The following is a 17,056-nucleotide window of genomic DNA, read 5'->3' on the forward strand; positions in this document are numbered from 1 at the left end:
ACGACCGGGACGGGGCGATCGCTCGCTCGAGACGAGAGCGCGATGCGATCGACCCGGGACGGAGGTGCGATGATCGGCGATGCAGACCGAATACTACGACCGGGAGCGCTACGACATCGGTGACTCCGTCCTCGAACGCCACCGTTCGGCGGCGGAGACGGTTCTCTCGCGCGATCGATACGGCCATCTGATCGACGGCGACTGGGTCGACGCCGCCGACGGCGAGGAGGGGCGGGCGATCGACGCGACCACGGGCGAAGCGCTCGCGACGGTCCAGGTCGGCTCCCCCGCGGACGTCGATCGGGCCGTCGAGGCCGCGCGGGCGGCGTTCGAGGGAAGCTGGGGCCAGCTCTCCCCCAGACAGCGCGCCGACCGCCTCGCGGAGATCGCCGACCGACTCGAAGATCGCAAGACGGAGATCGCGAAACTCGACAGCCTCGAGGCGGGGAAGCCGAACCTCCACGCCCTGTTCGTCGACTGCGAGGTGCTGATCGAGCAGTTCCGCCACTTCGCGGCGCTCGCGCGGTCGACCGACGAGGGACGGGTCGTGCCGACGGGCGACGAGAAACACGTCTTCACGCGCCGCGAGCCGTACGGCGTCGTCGGCGCGATTTCCGCGTGGAACTTCCCCGCGATGTTCGTCGCGTGGAAGCTCGGCCCGGCGCTGGCGACCGGCAACGCGGTCGTCCTCAAACCGTCGGAGCGAGCCGCGCTCTCGTCGCTCGAGGTCGCGCGGATCTGCGATCGCGTCCTCCCGCCGGGAACGGTCAACGTCGTCACCGGCCTCGGCGCGGACGTCGGCGCGGCGATGACCGCCCACGACGGCATCGACAAGCTGAGCCTGACCGGCTCGCACGCGTCGGGCGTCGCGACCCTCGAGAGCGCCGCGCAGACGATCACGCCGACGTCGCTCGAACTCGGCGGGAAGAGTCCGAACATCGTCTTTCCCGACGCAGACCTCGAGCAGGCGATCCTGGGGACGATCGTGAGCATCTTCTTCAACTCGGGACAGCAGTGTACCGCGGGGTCGCGGCTCTACCTGCACTCGGAGATCCGCGAGGAGTTCCTGGACCTGCTCGAGAGCGCCGTCGATAACCTCGGCGTCGGCGACCCCCTCGCGCCGACGACCGACGTCGGGCCGATGATCGATCACGCCCACCAGTCGTCGGTTCGCGAGTACGTCGACGACGCCGTCGCCGAGGGCGCGACGCTACGCATCGGTGGCGAGAACGCCGCGGTCGACGGCGACCTCGAGGGTGCCCCGTTCGTCCGGCCGACGGTGCTCACCGACGTGGGCGACGACGACCGCGTCGGCTGCGAGGAAGTGTTCGGTCCCGTCCTCTCCGTCTTCGAGTGGAGCGACCGCCACGAGGTTCTCCGGCGAGCCAACGACACGTCGTACGGGCTCGCCGCGGGCGTCTGGACCGAGGACCTGGGCACGGCTCACGAGTTCGCGGCCGAACTCGAGGCCGGGACGGTCTGGATCAACACCTACAACGACCTCTTCGATCCGGCACCCCACGGCGGCTACGAGGAGAGCGGCACAGGGCGAGAGCTCGCCGAGGAGGCGCTCGAGGACTACTCGCAGGTGAAGACGGTCAAAGTGAACCTCGGCGGCGTGCCGAAGATGGGGTGAACGCTCGGTTTCGTCGCACTCCGGATTCAGCGGACCGGATTCGTCGGATCCCGGTTTCGGTTGGACCCGGTTTCGGCGGGACACGGTTTCGATGGGACTCGAGGTCGACCGAAACCCGCACCGGATTGGACCGAAACGGCTGTCGACCATCCCGTCAGCGACAGCCACCGCAGAATATATAATTATTAATCATTATATTTATGGCAGAGGGCGTCGTTCGAGTAGCCGTGAAAGCAGTAGTCTTCCAGGGCGCGAACGAACCCCTCGAGGTAGCGGAAGTCGACCGGCCGGAGTGCGAGGAAAACGGCGTGGTCGTCGAAACCGAAGCCTGCGGCATCTGCCGGAGCGACTGGCACGCCTGGCAGGGCGACTGGGACTGGATCGGACTGGTGCCCACCCCGGGCCTGATCTTCGGCCACGAACCCGTCGGCCGGATCGTCGAGGTCGGCGACGGCGTCGAGCGCTTCGGCGAGGGCGACCTCGTCACAAACCCATTCAACCTGAGCGACGGGACCTGTCCGTACTGTCGGGAGGGCCGCGCGAACATCTGCGAGAAATCGGTGCCGATGGGCTTCGTCCCCTTCCAGCAGGGCGCGTTCGCCGAGGAGTACCCCGTCCGGAACGCCGACCAGAACCTCGTGACGGTCCCCGAATCGGTCGATCCCGCCGAGGTCGCGGGGTTGGGCTGTCGGTTCGCGACCGCGTTCCACGGAATCGTCCACCGCGTGGACGTCACCCCCGGCGACTGGGTCGCCGTCCACGGCTGCGGCGGCGTCGGCCTCTCCGCGGTTCACATCGCCAGCGCGCTGGGCGCGAACGTCATCGCGATCGACGTCGTCCCCGAAAAGCTCGAGTTAGCTCGAGAGCTCGGTGCGATCGAGACGGTCGACTCCGAGGGCGTCGACGACGTTCCCCAGACCGTCAAGTCCATCACCGAGATGAGCCGCGGCGTGGACGTCTCGATCGACGCGCTCGGAATCGCGGAGACGGTCCGGAACTCGATCGACTCGCTCTGCAAGGGCGGGCAACACCTCCAGATCGGGATGACGACGTCCGAGGAGGGCGGTGACGTTTCCGTCCCGGTCGACACCATGGTCACCGACGAACGGGAGTTCTACGGCTCCTACGGGATGCCGCCGAACGAGTACGACGACATCTTCCGAATGATGGACGGCGGAACGATCGATCCGGGCAAGATCGTCACGGAGACCTGCGCGCTCGAGGAGGTTCCCGACGTGATGGACCGGCTCGGCGAGTACGAGACGATGGGGATTCCGGTCTGTACCGAGTTCTGAGCCGACGCAGCCGTACTCGAATCGTCTCGCCGCATCACCCGATCGGCGCGGCCTCGGCCTGTGGATACATACGAACGGCGCTCGAACCGAGACGGTATGGCCGCGATCGAACTCGAGGGGCTCACGAAGGACTACGGGGAGGTGCTCGCCAACGACGGCGTGACGTTCGACGTCGAGCGAGGGGAGATCTTCGGCTACCTCGGCCCGAACGGCGCGGGGAAGACGACGACGATCCGGACGCTGCTGGGGTTCATTTCGCCGACCGCCGGCTCGGCGCGGCTGCTGGGCCGCGACATCACCGACGAGGGGGACCTCATCGAGGCGAAGCGCCGACTCGGCTATCTCCCCGACAGCCCGGCGTTCGACGAGACGGCGACGGGGCGCGAAATACTCGACCTGCACGCGTCGATCAAGGGCGACGAGCGCAGCGGGGAGCTACTCGAGCTGTTCGACCCGCCGCTGGACCGGCCGGTGCGGGAGTACTCCCGAGGGAACGTCCAGAAACTGGGACTCGTGACGACGTTCATGCACGATCCCGAGCTGGTGATCTTAGACGAGCCGACGAGCGGGTTAGATCCCCTGTTGCAACAGCGGTTTACGGAGTTCCTCCGGGCCGAGCGAGAGCGCGGACTCACGGTGTTTTTCTCCTCGCACATCCTGAGCGAGGTGCGAAAGCTGTGCGACCGCGTCGGCGTCATTCGGAACGGGCGGCTCGTGACGGTCGAACCGGTAGAATCGCTCCTCGACAGGAGCGGCAAATTCGTCCGCCTGCACGCCGCCGAGTCGATCCCGAGTCGCGCCCTCGAGATCGACGGGGTCCACGGCCTCGAGTCCGGGTCCGAGCGCGGTGCCGGATCGACCGCCGGATCGGGCGACGGAACCGAATACGCGTTCACGTTCACCGGCGATATCAACACCTTACTCGAGCGGCTTCGGGAGTATCGATTGCACGATTGCACGATCGAGGAAGCGCCCCTCGAGGAGGTCTTCATGCGGTTTTACGGCGACGAGGGGACGGACGCCGGCTCGGCTGCTGGCGGTCGAGTCCCCGCCGGTGCCGGCGCGACAGACGACGGCGTCGGAGGTGACGGCGATGTTTGAACTGACGCGCTACGACGGCCGGCACCGGATCCGCGGCGGGCTCTATCTCTCGATCGGGCTGTCCCTGCTCGCGGCGATGGTCATCTGGGTGTACCCATCCTTCGAGGCCGAGGTCGATCTCGACCAGCTGCTGGCCGCCTATCCGGAGCCGATCTTGCAGGTGATGGGCGTCCAGACGATGGCGAGTCTGGGCGGCTTCCTCTCGTTCGAACTCTACACGTTCGGGTGGATCATCCTGCTGGGCCTCTACCTGGCCTACGCCACGGCGGGGACGATCGCCGACGACGTCGACCGGGGACGGATGGACGTCCTGTTGTCGATGCCGATCTCTCGATCTCGAGTCGTCGCCGAGCGCTTCGCCGCGATGGCCGTCCCGATCGTCGGCGCGAACGTCCTGCCGCCGCTCGTCGTCTACGTCGGCGCGCGACTGATCGATCACCCCCTCGCCGCCGCGGACGTGCTCGCGGTCCACCTGCTCTCCATCCCCTACCTGTTCGCCTGCGCCGGGATCGGCCTGCTCGCGTCGGTCGTCTTCGATCGGGCCGCGATCGCCCAGCGGGTGGCCCTCGGCGTCACCTTCGCGCTGTTCCTGTCGGAGTCGCTGCTGTCCGGGACCGACGCCGAAGCCGTCGGGGCGATCGCACCCATGCGCTACTACGACCCGAACGCGGTCCTGCTCGAGGGGACGTACGACCTCGCCGGTGCGGGGATTCTCGTCGCCATGACTCTCGGCCTCCTGGTCGCGGCCCAGTTCTGGTTCGGCCGGAGCGACCTTCCGTGAGACTCGAGGAACCGACGCTCGCGGTCCGATTCGCTCGAGCGACGCGACCGCGCCGCCGACCGAGTTCGAGCCGTATCAGCGAGCGCCTCCGATGCGCTATTACGATCCGTCCGCCAACGGTCGAATGATGCGTTCCACCGAGTGGTTGCAGCGCCATCAGATTCTCGTCTACGCGGTCGCGGTCGCGCTCGCCGTCGGAATCGGCGCGGGGCGGCCGTCGACTGCGCCGCTCTTCGAGCGACTCATCACTCCCGTCCTGGCGGTGTTGCTGTACGCGACCTTCCTCGAGATCCCCTTCGCCCGGTTCCGAGCGGCGTTTACGAACCGGCGGTTCATGGCCGGCGCACTCGGGGTGAACTTCCTCGTCGTCCCGATCGTCGTCTACGGGCTCACCCGGTTTCTCCCGCCGGAGCCGGTACTTCTCGTCGGCGCGTTCATGGTGCTATTGACACCCTGTATCGACTACGTGATCGCGTTTACCGACCTCGCTGGGGGAGACGCCGAGCAGGTCACCGCGGCGACGCCGGCGCTGATGGTTCTCCAACTGCTCCTCTTGCCGGTCTATCTCTGGCTGTTCATGGGAAGTCGGATCGCCGCCGCCGTCGAGCCGGAACCGTTCCTCGAGGCGTTTCTCCTCCTCATCGCGCTCCCGCTGGCGCTCGCGTGGCTCACCGACGTGGGGGCGACGCGGTCGGACGCCGCACGCCGATGGCAGTCGGCGGTGGGATGGCTTCCCGTCCCGATGATGGGGGCGACCCTGCTGGTCGTCATCGCCTCACAGCTCCCCCGCGTGCAGGATTCGATCGGGCAGATCGCGGCAGTCGTTCCGGTGTACGTCGCGTTTCTCGTCGTCATGCCGGTTCTCGGCCGAGTGGCGGCCGGCGTGCTTCGGCTTGAGACCGGTGAAAGCCGGGCGCTCGTCTTCACCGCCGTGACGCGGAACTCGCTGGTCGTGTTACCGCTGGCGCTCGCGCTCCCGCCGGGCTACGAGCTGGCACCGGCGGTCGTCGTCACGCAAACGCTCGTGGAACTAACGGGCATGGTCGTCCTCACTCGAGTAGTGCCGGCGTGGCTCGTTCCGGAGTCTCCGGGCGCGGTTTCGGTACCCGGCATCGCGCCGGAGGAGTGAGACGGGTTAGGACGACTGCGCGTCCGGGTACACCGTGTTCTCGATGAGCGTCTCGACGCCGCGCCGGAACCGCTCCGACGTCGCGTTCGGTGAAATTTCGAGCCGCTCTCCGAGTTCGGCGAGCGAACACGACCGCGGAATGTGGAGGTAGCCGGCGTCGACGGCGGTGACGAGCGCCTCGCGCTGGCGCTCCGTTAGCCCGTACCGAGAGCCGTCGGTGAACTCGTGCCCTTCGTGTAACTGCTGGAGTTCGACGGCGATATCCCGATCCGCGAAGAAGGCGTGAAACCGCTCGAGCGCCTCTTCACTGGGGAACGTGGCGTGGAAGCGCCACCCCTCGTGCGTCGCGGTCACCTCCCGTAAGACACTGGCTTCTTCGATCACGGTCGGATAGACGCTCGCCCGCTCCCCGTCGTCCGTTAACTCGAGTTGGTAGAGGCGGCGGTCGTCGAACTCGACCACCTGCAGGGGTTCGTTGACGGTCGGATCCGCCTCGAGACCGGCGTCGAACGCCGCCACCTCGCCGTCGACCCAGACGAGCGTCTGGTGTGTATCGTCTCTGGTGAGGTCCGACTGTTCCCACGTGACTTTCGTATTCGGAGCGCGCGACAGCGTTTCGCGGAGAATAGGATAGTCGATGAGAAGCGTCGCAAGGAGCATCGTCATGAGATATCGCTGAAACGTATCGGTGGGGCTTGTCCGTTTCGGCCGATTCTCGGGGACGATCGTGAACGGCGTATAAATACCGTGAATACTTACGCCCCGCCACTATCCGACAGAACCGCCCATTGGGAGGTGATGACTGACTGGGATGGTGCAGGGAGCGAGGATCCCGATCCGATCGATTCGTCGTTTATCGTGTTGAGTGATCCATGCCGTCGGTCCCTCTGTCGGTACGCGGTACGGATGGAGGCGACGCGCGTTACGCGCGAGGAACTCGTCGACTACGTCGTCGAACGAGCACCGGAACCGGTCGCGGCGGACGCCGATCGGCAAACCGTCGCGTTGGAACTCCATCACGTCCATCTGCCGAAGTTGGCCAACGCCGGACTCATCGAGTACGATCGGCAAAGCGACGTCGTCCACGTCGATCGCGCGACGATCGCGGACCGCCTCGAGCGGGCCCGTGCGACGGTCGCGGACTTGCAGGACGTGTGAGCGATCGGAGTCGCCGACGGTCACTGTACACCTGATCGCACGATAGCGATGCGATTAGCGTGTGACTCGTCTCAGTGACGACGATACCTGGTGCCGTTGGCGTCAGACCACGTCACCGCGCACCGTCACGCCGTCCTGTCGCTCGCGCCAGGCGTGGAGCTCCCGGGCCGCCGCTTCGGACTCGTCACCGTCCAGCCCGAGCATCTCGAGCGCCGCGGACAGCGTCGGCAGGGCGAGCTCGCTCTCGCGGAGCTTCCGGAACGCCTCTTCGCTTCTGGTGCCGTCGGCCCAGAGACAGACGCCGCGGGGATCGAGCAACTGCGTGTAATCATCGCGTAACTGCGCCCCGCGAAGCCGCTGGGTGACGTTGTCCTCGAACGGCGAGTTACAGACCTCGAGGTGGATCGGCTCGTCGTCCCCGAGGAGGTGGGCCGCGAGACACTGCTCGGGCGCGGCGTGGCCGTTCGCGTTGGCTCGCAGGTGTTCGGGGTACTCGCGGGCCCAGTCGGCCCGGACGGTCTTGCCGACGCCCTCGATGCCGTGGGACTCCCGGAACCGGGTCTCGGGATCCGCTCCGCCATCGTCCGCGCTCGAGGCCGTCGGCTCGCTGTCGTCGCGCACGAGGATGTCCTTGGTGACGTAAACGTCCAGTCGCTCGACGGGATCGAGGCCGAGCGCCACGTCGCCGACGGCCCACACCTCGCGAACGGGTACCGGCATCCGCTCGTCCTCGACGGCGTCGACCAGTCCCTCGAGGCGGTCGACCGCGCGCTCCCGTTCGAATCCACTCATTACGCGATTCTGGGGTCTCGAGTCGCAAAACGGTTTCCGTCAGCGTCTCTGAGGCGGCCGTCCGGAACGGACCCGACGCGTTCGTCTCGGAGCCGGCCGGACGGAATCGAAGCGCCCCGTCTCGGGTCCGCGTGTTCAGGCACCCTTGGACCGATCCGTCGTCACGTAGACGGTCTTTCGGACGGTCGCGTGAACGGAGCCCTCCGCGTCGACCAGGTCGACCGTGTAGTGGCGGTCGACGGAATCGGTTTCCGCAGCCGCGAGTTCGGCGCGAATCGCCTCGATCTCCTCGTCGGTTATCGTAAACGTCGCGTACAGCGTCTCCCGACCGGGTTTTTTGAACCGGATCTCGGATTCCTTGTCCCAGACGACGTAGCCGTCGCCGAGGTTCTTCAGGAGCATCATCATGTAAAACGGGTCGGTGGCAGCGTACATGCTTCCCCCGAAAATCGTCCCGACGTAGTTCTTCGTCCGCCAGTTCAGCGGGAGCTTCACGCGGACCTCCGTCCAGTCGGGAGCGATATGGGTGACGCGAGCACCCGTTCCGCGGTAGGCCGGAAAGAGGTTAAACCCGATCCGATAGAGACGAGCGCGCAGTGACTCGAGCATGCCCCACTTCTCTCAGGGTCGCCGAAAGCCGTTTGCAAACGCCGAGCACGTGTTCGACCGTTGGATCCGACGCTACCGGCACCACTTGTGTCACGCAAGCAGATTTTTACCGTTTCCCGGCGAACGAAACACCATGCGACACCGGATCTTCAACGAGGACGGCGACGAGGAGCTCGTCTTCGTCATGGGCTGGGGTAACCGCTGGACCCACGAGAACGTTAGCTGGCTTATCGGGCAGTTGACCGAGGCCGGCTACCGGGTCCACGCGTTCGAACTCCCCACGAACATCGACGACTTCAAAGCCGACTGGCTCGAGCCGGTCGCCGAGTACGTCCGCGACCTCGAGGGGTATCAGCTGCTCGGTCACAGCGCGGGTGCGCTCGTCGCACAGGCCCTCGACGGCGCGGACAACCACGTCTACCTGAGTCCGTGGTGGGGGTACGGCAGTTCGTTCCCGGAGCCGTTGCTCGAGGCGGTGTCGAAACTGCCGACCACGTTCCCGTGTCTCCCCGTCGGCGACATGGATCGAGCGGCGCTCGGCTCGAAGGCCACCGACCACCAGATCGCGACGACGCCGTCGTGGGTTTCGCCGGCGTTCGTCCGAGAGACTCGCCGCGCGCAGGACGAGCTCCTGACGATCGATCACGACGCCGTCGTCTTCTGTTCGCTGCGGGATCCGGTCGTCAGTCTCCGGGCGATCGGCGAGCGCGTTCCGGCCGAACACGTCGTGTTGTACGACGGCGGCCACGAACTGTTCTCGTCCGGGAGCCGCGAGCGACACGTCGACACGCTGTTGGCGGCCCTCGAGGACGGCGCCGAGGCCGTCGAGTCGGACGACGGGCCCGAAGAAGAGACGGATCCAGTCCCGGCCTGATACGGTCTGCTGTCCCGATGTACCGGTGCGACCGCAGGCCGTCTCGCGGTCGCACCGGAACTGACTGTCAGCAGTCCGTATGAGGAGCCGCGATCACCCGGCGACGAGGGACGCCGGACCGTGAACTGCCTCGCGCTCGCTCAGTCCGATAGCGAGAGCACGACGGTCGCGGACTATTCAGATGAGAATAATTTAATATAAATTGAAACAATAGTGAGAGCGATATGGTCAGGGGGCCGACGGAACGCAGGTCGACGGGACGACGCCGAAGCCGGACCGATCGTCGAACGGTCCTCCGAATCGCTGGAGCGGGTGCGATACCGACGGCAATCGCCGGCTGCAGCGATGACGCGGAACCGACGGATGCCGATACGGACTCGAGCGGGAACGAGACCGACGACGGCAAACCGTCCGACGACACGGTGGCATTGAAGATCGGCCATCTCGCCCCGCTGGAACTGCCGATCGGGGTTGGATCGCAACGAAGCGCCGAAGTCGCGGTCGCCGAACGCAACGAAAACGGGGGCGTGCTCGACGGCCGCGTTCGGCTGGTATCCGAAGGGACCCGCAGAGACCACACGATCGCGTTGGAAGCCGCCGATCGTCTCGTTCACGAGGACGACGTCGACGTCCTCGTCGGGGCGAGTACGACGTCAGTGGCCCGCGGAATCGTCGATGTTGCCGCCGAGAACGACGTTCCGTGTCTTCTCACCGGAACGGGATCGACGGCGATCCTCGAGGAAACAGTCGGCGAGGCGTACGCCCGGTACAAGAACGTCTTTCGAACGGGGCCGCTCAACGGTAACTTCAGAGCCGAACTGATGGGCGATTACGCCGTGTTCCTCGCGGACGCACACGGTTGGACCGAGTTCGCCCACCTCTCCGAGGACGCGGCGTGGACCGCTCCGTTCCGCGATCGGTTCGCCGACGAGGTCGAATCTCGAGGACTGGGGGTCGTGTACGAAGAGACCGTCTCCAGCAGCGTTAGCAACTATCGACCGATACTCGAGGATATCGAAACGGAAGCTGCGGACGCGCTCTTCCGGTTCGTCGATTCGGCAGGGCAACTGCAGACGCAGTGGGTTACCGATATGTACCCGTTTTCGATCGAAGGCATCCACTACGCCTCGATGGTCCCCGACTTCTGGGAGCGAACGAGGGGCGCCTGTTCGTACGAGACGACCGGCCATGCCGGGGGCGGTGGGATCGTCGATCTGACGGATCAGACGCTAGCGTTCGTCGACGCCTACGAGGACGCGGCCGGCGACGAAGCGCCGGGCAAGCCGTTGGAGACGGGAGTGAGCACGTACGACGCGATCCACTTCTACGCGCAGGCCGTCGCCGACGCCGGGACGCTCGACTACCGAACCGATCTCGACGCCATCGTCGACGCGATGCTCTCCCTCGAGTACGCGGGTGCTGCAGGCGAGATTTCGCTGTACGGCGAGGACGGGGCGTACCCGCACGACGTCCGACCGGTGCGCGATGGGAACGGGCGGATCACGAACTATCCGGTGATCCAGTGGCAACCGGACGGCAGCGGCGGCGGCCGACGGGAGTGTGTCTTCCCGCAAGAACACGCGACCGCAGGTCACCGGGTTTCACCGTGGCTGTAGGGCGGCGTCGGACGGGATCATGCTCGGCAACGAAACCGTGATGGGCGGCGACCGACAACGGACCGCTAATGGACTGCAATCGGTGCAACGAGGAGGCGATCATGCACGCCGCGTACTCCGGAGCCCACCTCTGTCCGGACCACTTCCGCGAGTCGGTCGAAAAGCGGGTGCGCCGCCGAATCCGGCGGGACGATCTCGTCCCCCACGACATAACGCCGGAGAACCCACAGACCTGGGTGATCGGCCTCTCCGGCGGGAAAGATAGCGTCGTTCTCACGCAGATTCTCCACGACACGTTCGCCGAGGACCCCCGCATCGAACTCGTCGGCCTGACGATTCACGAAGGGATCGAGGGCTACCGCGACAAGTCGGTCGAGGCCTGCGTCGAACTCAGCGAGGAACTGGGGATCCGCCACGAACTCGTCAGCTACGAGGAGGAGTTCGGCGTCCGGATGGACGACGTCGTCGAAGACGACCCCGAAAACATGGCTCCCTGTGCCTACTGCGGCGTCTTCCGGCGAGACCTCCTCTCGGAGTACGCCGACGCGCTCGAGGCCGACCTCCTCCTGACGGGCCACAATCTCGACGACGAGGCCCAGACAGCGCTGATGAACGTCCTCGAGGGCGACGTCGAACAGATGGCGAAACACTTCGACGCCAGCCTCGGCCCGCTGGAAGAGCGCGAGGAACAAGACGAGTTCGTCCCGCGCGCGAAGCCGCTTCGGGACGTCCCCGAGAAAGAGGTCGCCCTCTACGCCCACGTCGAGGACCTCCCCGCCCACATCACCGAGTGCCCCCACGCCAGCGAGGCGTACCGCGGCGAGATCCAGCAACTCGTCTACGACCTCGAAGAGAACCATCCCGGAACCCGGCACTCGATCCTCTCGGGATACGAGGAACTGGCATCGATCGCCGCCGAAAAGTACGCCGGCGACGACGGGGCCGACCTCCGGGAGTGCGTCGAGTGCGGTTCGACGACGACGCGAGAGGTCTGCCGCAAGTGTTCGTTGCTCGAGTCACTCGCCTGATCCACTGCGTTCGAAAACCTGCGCGTTTAGCGCGTTTACATCGCGTTTTCGCCGAATACCGAGTCAGTGACTCGCCGCTCAGTCGACGTCGTTCGAAGAAGACCGTTCGGAAAGCGAGACGAACCGGCGGTTCGGCTGAGTGCCGTTAGCGGATCACGTCGACGCCGTTCTGTCGGTCGACGGTTTCGCGGCCGCCGTCGCTCTGCGCGCCGTATTCTTTCCCCGTCTTTTCGACGTTCTTGCTCGCGTCGAAGTCGGCATCGTTCAGGCCCTCGATGCTCTGTCGGGACTTGTCGGCCTGCTTCTGGGTGGTCGGTCCGAGCACCTGTGCGCTCTGGACGCCGGTCATGATCGCCATGACGCGAACTTTCCCCTTGTAGTTCTCCTGGATCCGGGCGCCCCAGATGACGTTTGCGCTGGCCTCGAGGCGCTCGGTGATGTTGTCCGCGATTCCCTCGGCCTCTTTCAGCGTGAGGTCGGGGCCGCCGGTGATGTGGACGAGCCCACCGGACGCGCCGCGATAGTCGACGTCCAGTAGCGGGTGGTTCATCGCGTCTTTGACGACCTCGTCGGTCTTGTTCTTGTCCTGGGTCTCGCCGACGAGCATCACCGCGACGCCGCCCTGATTCATGATCGTGGACATGTCCGCGTAGTCCAGGTTGATCAGGGACGGCTGGGTGATCGTCTCGGAAATACCCTTAACGGTTTCGGCGATGATCTGGTCCATCACCGAGAACGCCTTGCCGATCGGCAGGTTCGGGACGTAATCGAGCAGTCGGTTGTTGTCGAGGACGATGATCGAGTCGGCCTGCTCGCGGAGCTTCTCGAGGCCTTCCTCGGCTTTCACCGTGCGGGCGCGCTCGACGTTGAACGGCGTCGAGACCATCCCGACGACGATCGCACCCTGCTCTTTGGCGATCTTCGAGACGACGGGGGCGGCACCCGTGCCGGTGCCACCGCCCATCCCCGCGGTCACGAACACGAGGTCCGCGTCGCCGAGAACCTCCTTGATCGTGCCCTGGGCCATCTCGGTCGCGCGCTCGCCCATCGAGGGGTCGCCGCCGGCGCCGAGCCCGTTCGTGAGCGATTTGCCCACGAGGATCTTCGTGTCGGCCTCGATCATCTTGAGGTGCTGCTTGTCCGTGTTGATCGCCACGGTGTCAGCGCCGTCGACGCCGATGTTGTACAGTCGGTTGATGGTGTTGTTGCCGGCACCGCCCGCGCCGACGATGACGATTCGGGGCTCCCCGAACTCGTCGTCGTCGTCCATCGAGGCGTCCATCTCCCGGGCTTCTTCCTCCGCGTTCTCCAAGGCGTCCTGGACGATATCCTGCATCGTTACACCTTGGCCCAGTTGCGTTTGCCGGATTGGTCCGTGGGGCCGTCCCCTTGTTCGTTTATCATCTCACGGACGGCCGAGCGGATCGCTTCGCTCCGGTTCGGGAATTCGCCCGAGTCGACTAATTGCTCTACTTCATCGATCTGCTGTTTCGGGATTCGCAGTGTCACACGCTCCATGATTGTATTCCCCGTTGTGGGGTAAGACGGTGGCGCGCCCCTGTCAGACGCGGCGTGTCTTACGTTTGAACCGCCCGTCATCGGGCGATTTCCCGTCTTTTCGACGAGTGTAAGACAATCCGTCTTACGCGAATAACTCGATGACCGGCATGGATAATAAAACTTTCGTCGACAGTGACTCTCTTCGTCTTACACCGGTCAGAACTGCGTCCCGTCGGACTCGAGGACGTCCGCCGCGGGCGTCCGACGACCGCAGCCGGGACAGAACGACCAGTCGGATCGGACCTCGTCACCACACTCACAGAACAGTCGTCGGGAGGCCTTCTCACCACAGTTGGGGCAGTACATGTGATCGCCGTCGAGTCGGTCGCCACACTGGTTGCACTGCCGGCCGCCGTCTCGTCCGTCGGCGGATTGCGTCTCCGCGCGTTCGCGAGCCCCCGCCGTCTCTCCGTCGTTCCGAGTCGAGTCGCGCCCACCGGTCTGGCGGTGGCCGCTCGACTGCGCGTTCCGCTCGCTCGAGTGGACCGCCGCCCCCTCGAGCGAGATCGAGACGTTGACGTCCTGCGGTTCGGGCGACGTCGGTGAGTCTCGTGTGTGCGAGCCCGCGCGATCGATGCCGAGTTCCCGGAGTCGGTCGTCCACACGCGTGCGAACGAGTTCGTCGATCACGTCCGTCCGTCCGCGGTCCGATTCCGAGCGGTCCGCGCCGTCCGTCGCCTCGTCGCTCCCCTCGAGGTACGATCTGAGCGCCTCTCGCATCGCCTCGCTCTTGGAGGCGTCGAGTTCCTCGAGTTGCTCGACGAGGTCGTCGTCCGCGCGGAACGTGATCTTGCTCATGGCCGAAGTACCCCCACGTTATCATCCCACCTATATCAATCATTCTGCTGTTCAGGCTCAGTTACACGTTCGTCCAGTCTCGAATAATAACCCTTATGTGTACCACGGCGGCTACGTTTGGGTGCCCGCCCTTAGCTCAGACTGGTAGAGCAGTCGACTGTAGATCGACTTGCCCCCCGTTCAAATCGGGGAGGGCGGACTTTTACGACGACCAACACCGCGAGCGGAGCGAGCGGACCGGTCGTCGTAAAAGGAGACCGCGACACGATTTTGAACATGGAAGTCGCACGCCCACGCAGCCGAGCGAAGCGAGGCGAGTCGGAACGTCTTCCAGCTGTTCAAATCGGGGAGGGCGGATTTCTCCTGGAAACGTCGTGAGCAGTGGGAGGGCGAACTTCCGTCCTCTCGATTCCGAGCAGACACTGAATAGCCGCGTCTTACGTTTTCACCCCTCTCGAGACGGGCACAAATTCTGAGTCAAACACAGATCGTGGCGGGGTCCGCGCCGTCCTCGACGAGAGCAGCAAGCCCCTCGAGAGCGAGGGCTCCGATTCGGTGTGGACGAGGACCCAGCTTGTCTGGGTGATCGTACTGCCGATGCGGTACGCCGACGGTGAGGACACCGTCGAGTCGAGAGAGAACGCAGTCGCGGAACGGTCCTCGCCGATTGTATTCCAGTTAGTCCCGATCGTCATCCGATCTGCGTCCGACAGCAACTCACTCGTCGAGGATCTGGTTCGCGCGGACGATGACGTAGAGCAAGACGAGTCCGGTGCCGACTGCGAGGATGAACTGGCTCGCGAGCAGGTACAGAAAGCCGAGTCCGGAGGTCAACCCCAAGAGGCCGTCAAAGACGGCCCGAAAGAGGAGCGGGACGAGCGCAACCAACACGATGGCCCCGATGAGTCTCGTCAGGGGGATCGCTTCTTCGAGAAGCGGAGCGGTATCGAGCTCGCCGGTATCGGGATCGAAGAACGGTCTGGAGGGCGACATCTGCTAGAGATGACTATCTCGTAATAATATATGTTTCGACCGGTAGTATCCGAGAGAACCGCCCATACTGTGGCGCTTCCGGCGGACAGTCGTGTGACTCGAGCGCAGCGGGCGAGCGAGTACGTCTTACAGTCTTTAGCTGAGAGCCGACTCGGCCGTCTCCTCTGTCGTTTACATAGAGATTCCGAGTATCCCGTTGCCCACTCGTTCGCGTGACCCGCATGGTTTCGGAAGCACTGCTACGACGATCCGGCGAGATCGCACCGTCTCGAGTCGCTGCTCTTCACGACAACGGCGGTCTGCGTGCTCGTCGCGAACGCCGTCGGTCGCGTTTGATCCGAACTCGAGTCAGCTCATCGATCGGACCACGGACATCGTGGGCGAGCTGGCGGTTCGGCAGCGTGCTCGAGTGGCTATCGTTGTCGAGAAGTTTTATCTATAGCACTCCCATAGAAACTCACAGCAACCATGACCCTACAAGAAGCTGTTCGCGATGTTAGTGAACAGTACGATATCCCGGACAACGAGCGGCTCCGGGAGTTGGCGCGATCGAACGCGCACCTCCGCGACTAATTCTTATTCCGCTTCAGAGCTACCGTTTTCGGTGCGCAGGAAGTCGATAAATCCCGCTTCGGATAGTGCCGGTTCCTGAACGAGGTTTGCTTCCTCACCTCGAATGGCCAGTTCCTCCACGAATTCGATGCAGTGTGCTTCGTGCAATTCGGCGTATTTCTCCCATGCCTCGTAGTAGTACATATCGAGGTCGTAGTCCTCGAGGGGGATCTCGATGCCATGCTTTCGGCGGACGATCTCACACCCGTTCTGTTTCAACGTGAGGAAGTACAGATTGTGTCGCCGAACGGTCAGCAGCCGCTTTGATTCGACGATATAGGGATCGACCCACTCACGCCATTCGTACTCTTCGGTGTGTGTTTTCGGCGTTTCAAAATCGGCCCCTGCCGCCTCGAGATAGGTCTGTGCCATCGTGATCCCCGTTCGGTGATTCGCGTTTGGAAGCGAGTGCCTCAGGATCAGATTCGACATCAGGCTACCAGCAACGTCCGTCGCCGACCCGTCCCACGAAACGTGATCGACCGCTTCGGGGACTCGTTCGATCTCGAGGTTCTTGTAGATCGCAAGTTCACTCCCGTTCTCCTGTTCTTCCTGTTGCATCTCGGCGAAGAACTGGAGTAACCAGATAGCGATGACTCGGCTCGTCGGGTCCATCGGCTCTAAGTTTTCCTTCAACTGAGCGGGACTGATTTCCCGATCGAGATCGTCGGTCGTTCCCGACACACCCGACGTATAGAGTACACGCACGTCTCCGCCCGAGAGCGAGTAGTCCATTACCATAACATCGGCCGTTGGGTCGCGGAGTCTGTCCGCAAACGCATCCGGATCCGTACTGACATCCTCGAGCGAATAGTTGCTATCATCCGGATGGTGTTGATGGACAACTCGAGTCGGCATCTGATTGGTTTACTACTACGAGGAGAGACGGATATAACCATTGTCCGTAGCGTCTCGTGGTGTCCGCGGACCCAGAGTTTCGGAACTGTTCGTAGCTCATTCAACGCTTGAGAAGCCACCGCAGCGAAACTCGATCGGCTCAAGCGCGACGACGAGAGCTTCGACGAGTTGCTCGAGCGACTGGCAAGCGACGAGGAGCCGATCACCGTCGGTGCG

The 17,056-nt window shown here is 64.4% G+C and carries 17 protein-coding genes and 1 tRNA gene; 10 read left to right on the forward strand and 8 right to left on the reverse strand.

What is annotated here, in order from left to right; all coding sequences use genetic code 11:
• Positions 1-79: 79 nt before the first annotated feature.
• From AC0QDI_RS10905 to AC0QDI_RS10925, 5 genes are all read left to right on the forward strand, one after another.
• Positions 80-1,636, forward strand: a complete 1,557-nt coding sequence (locus tag AC0QDI_RS10905) for an aldehyde dehydrogenase family protein (RefSeq protein ID WP_474668010.1) — start codon at positions 80-82, stop codon at positions 1,634-1,636.
• Between the two features lie 227 nt (positions 1,637-1,863).
• Complete coding sequence (locus tag AC0QDI_RS10910; protein ID WP_474668012.1) at positions 1,864-2,931, forward strand: zinc-dependent alcohol dehydrogenase family protein; 1,068 nt, start codon at positions 1,864-1,866, stop codon at positions 2,929-2,931.
• A gap of 96 nt (positions 2,932-3,027) precedes the next feature.
• Positions 3,028-4,032, forward strand: coding sequence for an ABC transporter ATP-binding protein (locus tag AC0QDI_RS10915; RefSeq protein ID WP_474668014.1), 1,005 nt, complete (start codon positions 3,028-3,030; stop codon positions 4,030-4,032).
• The gene (locus tag AC0QDI_RS10920; RefSeq protein WP_474668016.1) at positions 4,025-4,813 is read left to right on the forward strand and encodes an ABC transporter permease; all 789 of its coding nucleotides are present in this window, start codon (positions 4,025-4,027) and stop codon (positions 4,811-4,813) included. Before AC0QDI_RS10915 ends, AC0QDI_RS10920 begins: the two co-directional genes overlap by 8 nt.
• 127 nt (positions 4,814-4,940) lie before the next feature.
• Positions 4,941-5,942: an arsenic resistance protein gene (locus tag AC0QDI_RS10925; protein ID WP_474668351.1), complete on the forward strand. Its 1,002-nt coding sequence runs from the start codon at positions 4,941-4,943 to the stop codon at positions 5,940-5,942.
• A gap of 6 nt (positions 5,943-5,948) precedes the next feature.
• Here AC0QDI_RS10925 and AC0QDI_RS10930 read toward each other — a convergent pair whose 3' ends face one another.
• On the reverse strand, positions 5,949-6,602 hold the full coding sequence (locus AC0QDI_RS10930) for a helix-turn-helix domain-containing protein (protein WP_474668353.1): 654 nt from the start codon (positions 6,600-6,602) through the stop codon (positions 5,949-5,951).
• Positions 6,603-6,740: 138 nt separating this feature from the next.
• Between AC0QDI_RS10930 and AC0QDI_RS10935 the strand changes: the two genes are divergently transcribed.
• Positions 6,741-7,100 carry a DUF7344 domain-containing protein gene (locus AC0QDI_RS10935; RefSeq protein ID WP_474668017.1) on the forward strand — a complete coding sequence of 120 codons (360 nt, stop codon included), beginning with the start codon at positions 6,741-6,743 and terminating at the stop codon, positions 7,098-7,100.
• A gap of 102 nt (positions 7,101-7,202) precedes the next feature.
• Here AC0QDI_RS10935 and AC0QDI_RS10940 read toward each other — a convergent pair whose 3' ends face one another.
• Together AC0QDI_RS10940 and AC0QDI_RS10945 are read right to left on the reverse strand one after the other, a co-directional pair.
• Positions 7,203-7,892, reverse strand: a complete 690-nt coding sequence (locus AC0QDI_RS10940) for a DUF7095 family protein (protein WP_474668018.1) — start codon at positions 7,890-7,892, stop codon at positions 7,203-7,205.
• A 135-nt stretch (positions 7,893-8,027) separates the two neighbouring features.
• Positions 8,028-8,501 (reverse strand): DUF4442 domain-containing protein, encoded by a 474-nt coding sequence (locus tag AC0QDI_RS10945; protein ID WP_474668020.1) that lies wholly within the window; start codon positions 8,499-8,501, stop codon positions 8,028-8,030.
• A gap of 133 nt (positions 8,502-8,634) precedes the next feature.
• Between AC0QDI_RS10945 and AC0QDI_RS10950 the strand changes: the two genes are divergently transcribed.
• The 3 genes from AC0QDI_RS10950 (at position 8,635) to ncsA (ending at position 12,019) form a co-directional block, all read left to right on the forward strand.
• Positions 8,635-9,375, forward strand: coding sequence for an alpha/beta fold hydrolase (locus AC0QDI_RS10950; RefSeq protein WP_474668022.1), 741 nt, complete (start codon positions 8,635-8,637; stop codon positions 9,373-9,375).
• A gap of 224 nt (positions 9,376-9,599) precedes the next feature.
• Complete coding sequence (locus AC0QDI_RS10955) at positions 9,600-10,991, forward strand: ABC transporter substrate-binding protein (RefSeq protein ID WP_474668024.1); 1,392 nt, start codon at positions 9,600-9,602, stop codon at positions 10,989-10,991.
• A gap of 68 nt (positions 10,992-11,059) precedes the next feature.
• Positions 11,060-12,019: a tRNA 2-thiolation protein NcsA gene (ncsA, locus tag AC0QDI_RS10960; protein ID WP_474668026.1), complete on the forward strand. Its 960-nt coding sequence runs from the start codon at positions 11,060-11,062 to the stop codon at positions 12,017-12,019.
• A gap of 145 nt (positions 12,020-12,164) precedes the next feature.
• On the opposite strand, the gene ftsZ is transcribed toward ncsA, so the two are convergent.
• The 3 genes from ftsZ to AC0QDI_RS10975 form a co-directional block, all read right to left on the reverse strand.
• Positions 12,165-13,355 (reverse strand): cell division protein FtsZ, encoded by a 1,191-nt coding sequence (gene ftsZ / locus AC0QDI_RS10965; RefSeq protein WP_474668028.1) that lies wholly within the window; start codon positions 13,353-13,355, stop codon positions 12,165-12,167.
• A gap of 2 nt (positions 13,356-13,357) precedes the next feature.
• Positions 13,358-13,537, reverse strand: a complete 180-nt coding sequence (locus AC0QDI_RS10970) for a ribbon-helix-helix domain-containing protein (RefSeq protein WP_098725804.1) — start codon at positions 13,535-13,537, stop codon at positions 13,358-13,360.
• Positions 13,538-13,735: 198 nt separating this feature from the next.
• Positions 13,736-14,377, reverse strand: a complete 642-nt coding sequence (locus AC0QDI_RS10975) for a double zinc ribbon domain-containing protein (RefSeq protein WP_474668030.1) — start codon at positions 14,375-14,377, stop codon at positions 13,736-13,738.
• A 125-nt stretch (positions 14,378-14,502) separates the two neighbouring features.
• Here AC0QDI_RS10975 and AC0QDI_RS10980 point away from each other — a divergent pair.
• Positions 14,503-14,576, forward strand: a tRNA-Tyr gene (locus AC0QDI_RS10980).
• Positions 14,577-15,094: 518 nt separating this feature from the next.
• On the opposite strand, the gene AC0QDI_RS10985 is transcribed toward AC0QDI_RS10980, so the two are convergent.
• A complete protein-coding gene (locus tag AC0QDI_RS10985) occupies positions 15,095-15,370 on the reverse strand; it encodes a hypothetical protein (protein ID WP_474668032.1) in 276 nt (91 codons plus the stop codon).
• Positions 15,371-15,946: 576 nt separating this feature from the next.
• The gene (locus AC0QDI_RS10990) at positions 15,947-16,840 is read right to left on the reverse strand and encodes a DUF8172 family protein (protein ID WP_474668034.1); all 894 of its coding nucleotides are present in this window, start codon (positions 16,838-16,840) and stop codon (positions 15,947-15,949) included.
• Positions 16,841-17,056: the final 216 nt, after the last annotated feature.

It is taken from the genome of Natrinema sp. LJW11 (assembly GCF_056135975.1).

Excerpts from the sequence above, each read along its gene's own strand:
- AC0QDI_RS10905 (WP_474668010.1), top strand. The coding sequence starts at position 80 with ATGCAGACCGAATACTACGACCGGGAGCGCTACGACATCGGTGACTCC.
- AC0QDI_RS10915 (WP_474668014.1), top strand. The coding sequence starts at position 3,028 with ATGGCCGCGATCGAACTCGAGGGGCTCACGAAGGACTACGGGGAGGTG.
- AC0QDI_RS10920 (WP_474668016.1), top strand. The coding sequence starts at position 4,025 with ATGTTTGAACTGACGCGCTACGACGGCCGGCACCGGATCCGCGGCGGG.
- AC0QDI_RS10925 (WP_474668351.1), top strand. The coding sequence starts at position 4,941 with ATGCGTTCCACCGAGTGGTTGCAGCGCCATCAGATTCTCGTCTACGCG.
- AC0QDI_RS10930 (WP_474668353.1), bottom strand. The coding sequence starts at position 6,602 with ATGCTCCTTGCGACGCTTCTCATCGACTATCCTATTCTCCGCGAAACG.
- AC0QDI_RS10935 (WP_474668017.1), top strand. The coding sequence starts at position 6,741 with ATGACTGACTGGGATGGTGCAGGGAGCGAGGATCCCGATCCGATCGAT.
- AC0QDI_RS10940 (WP_474668018.1), bottom strand. The coding sequence starts at position 7,892 with ATGAGTGGATTCGAACGGGAGCGCGCGGTCGACCGCCTCGAGGGACTG.
- AC0QDI_RS10945 (WP_474668020.1), bottom strand. The coding sequence starts at position 8,501 with ATGCTCGAGTCACTGCGCGCTCGTCTCTATCGGATCGGGTTTAACCTC.
- AC0QDI_RS10950 (WP_474668022.1), top strand. The coding sequence starts at position 8,635 with ATGCGACACCGGATCTTCAACGAGGACGGCGACGAGGAGCTCGTCTTC.
- AC0QDI_RS10955 (WP_474668024.1), top strand. The coding sequence starts at position 9,600 with ATGGTCAGGGGGCCGACGGAACGCAGGTCGACGGGACGACGCCGAAGC.
- ncsA (WP_474668026.1), top strand. The coding sequence starts at position 11,060 with ATGGACTGCAATCGGTGCAACGAGGAGGCGATCATGCACGCCGCGTAC.
- ftsZ (WP_474668028.1), bottom strand. The coding sequence starts at position 13,355 with ATGCAGGATATCGTCCAGGACGCCTTGGAGAACGCGGAGGAAGAAGCC.
- AC0QDI_RS10970 (WP_098725804.1), bottom strand. The coding sequence starts at position 13,537 with ATGGAGCGTGTGACACTGCGAATCCCGAAACAGCAGATCGATGAAGTA.
- AC0QDI_RS10975 (WP_474668030.1), bottom strand. The coding sequence starts at position 14,377 with ATGAGCAAGATCACGTTCCGCGCGGACGACGACCTCGTCGAGCAACTC.
- AC0QDI_RS10985 (WP_474668032.1), bottom strand. The coding sequence starts at position 15,370 with ATGTCGCCCTCCAGACCGTTCTTCGATCCCGATACCGGCGAGCTCGAT.
- AC0QDI_RS10990 (WP_474668034.1), bottom strand. The coding sequence starts at position 16,840 with ATGCCGACTCGAGTTGTCCATCAACACCATCCGGATGATAGCAACTAT.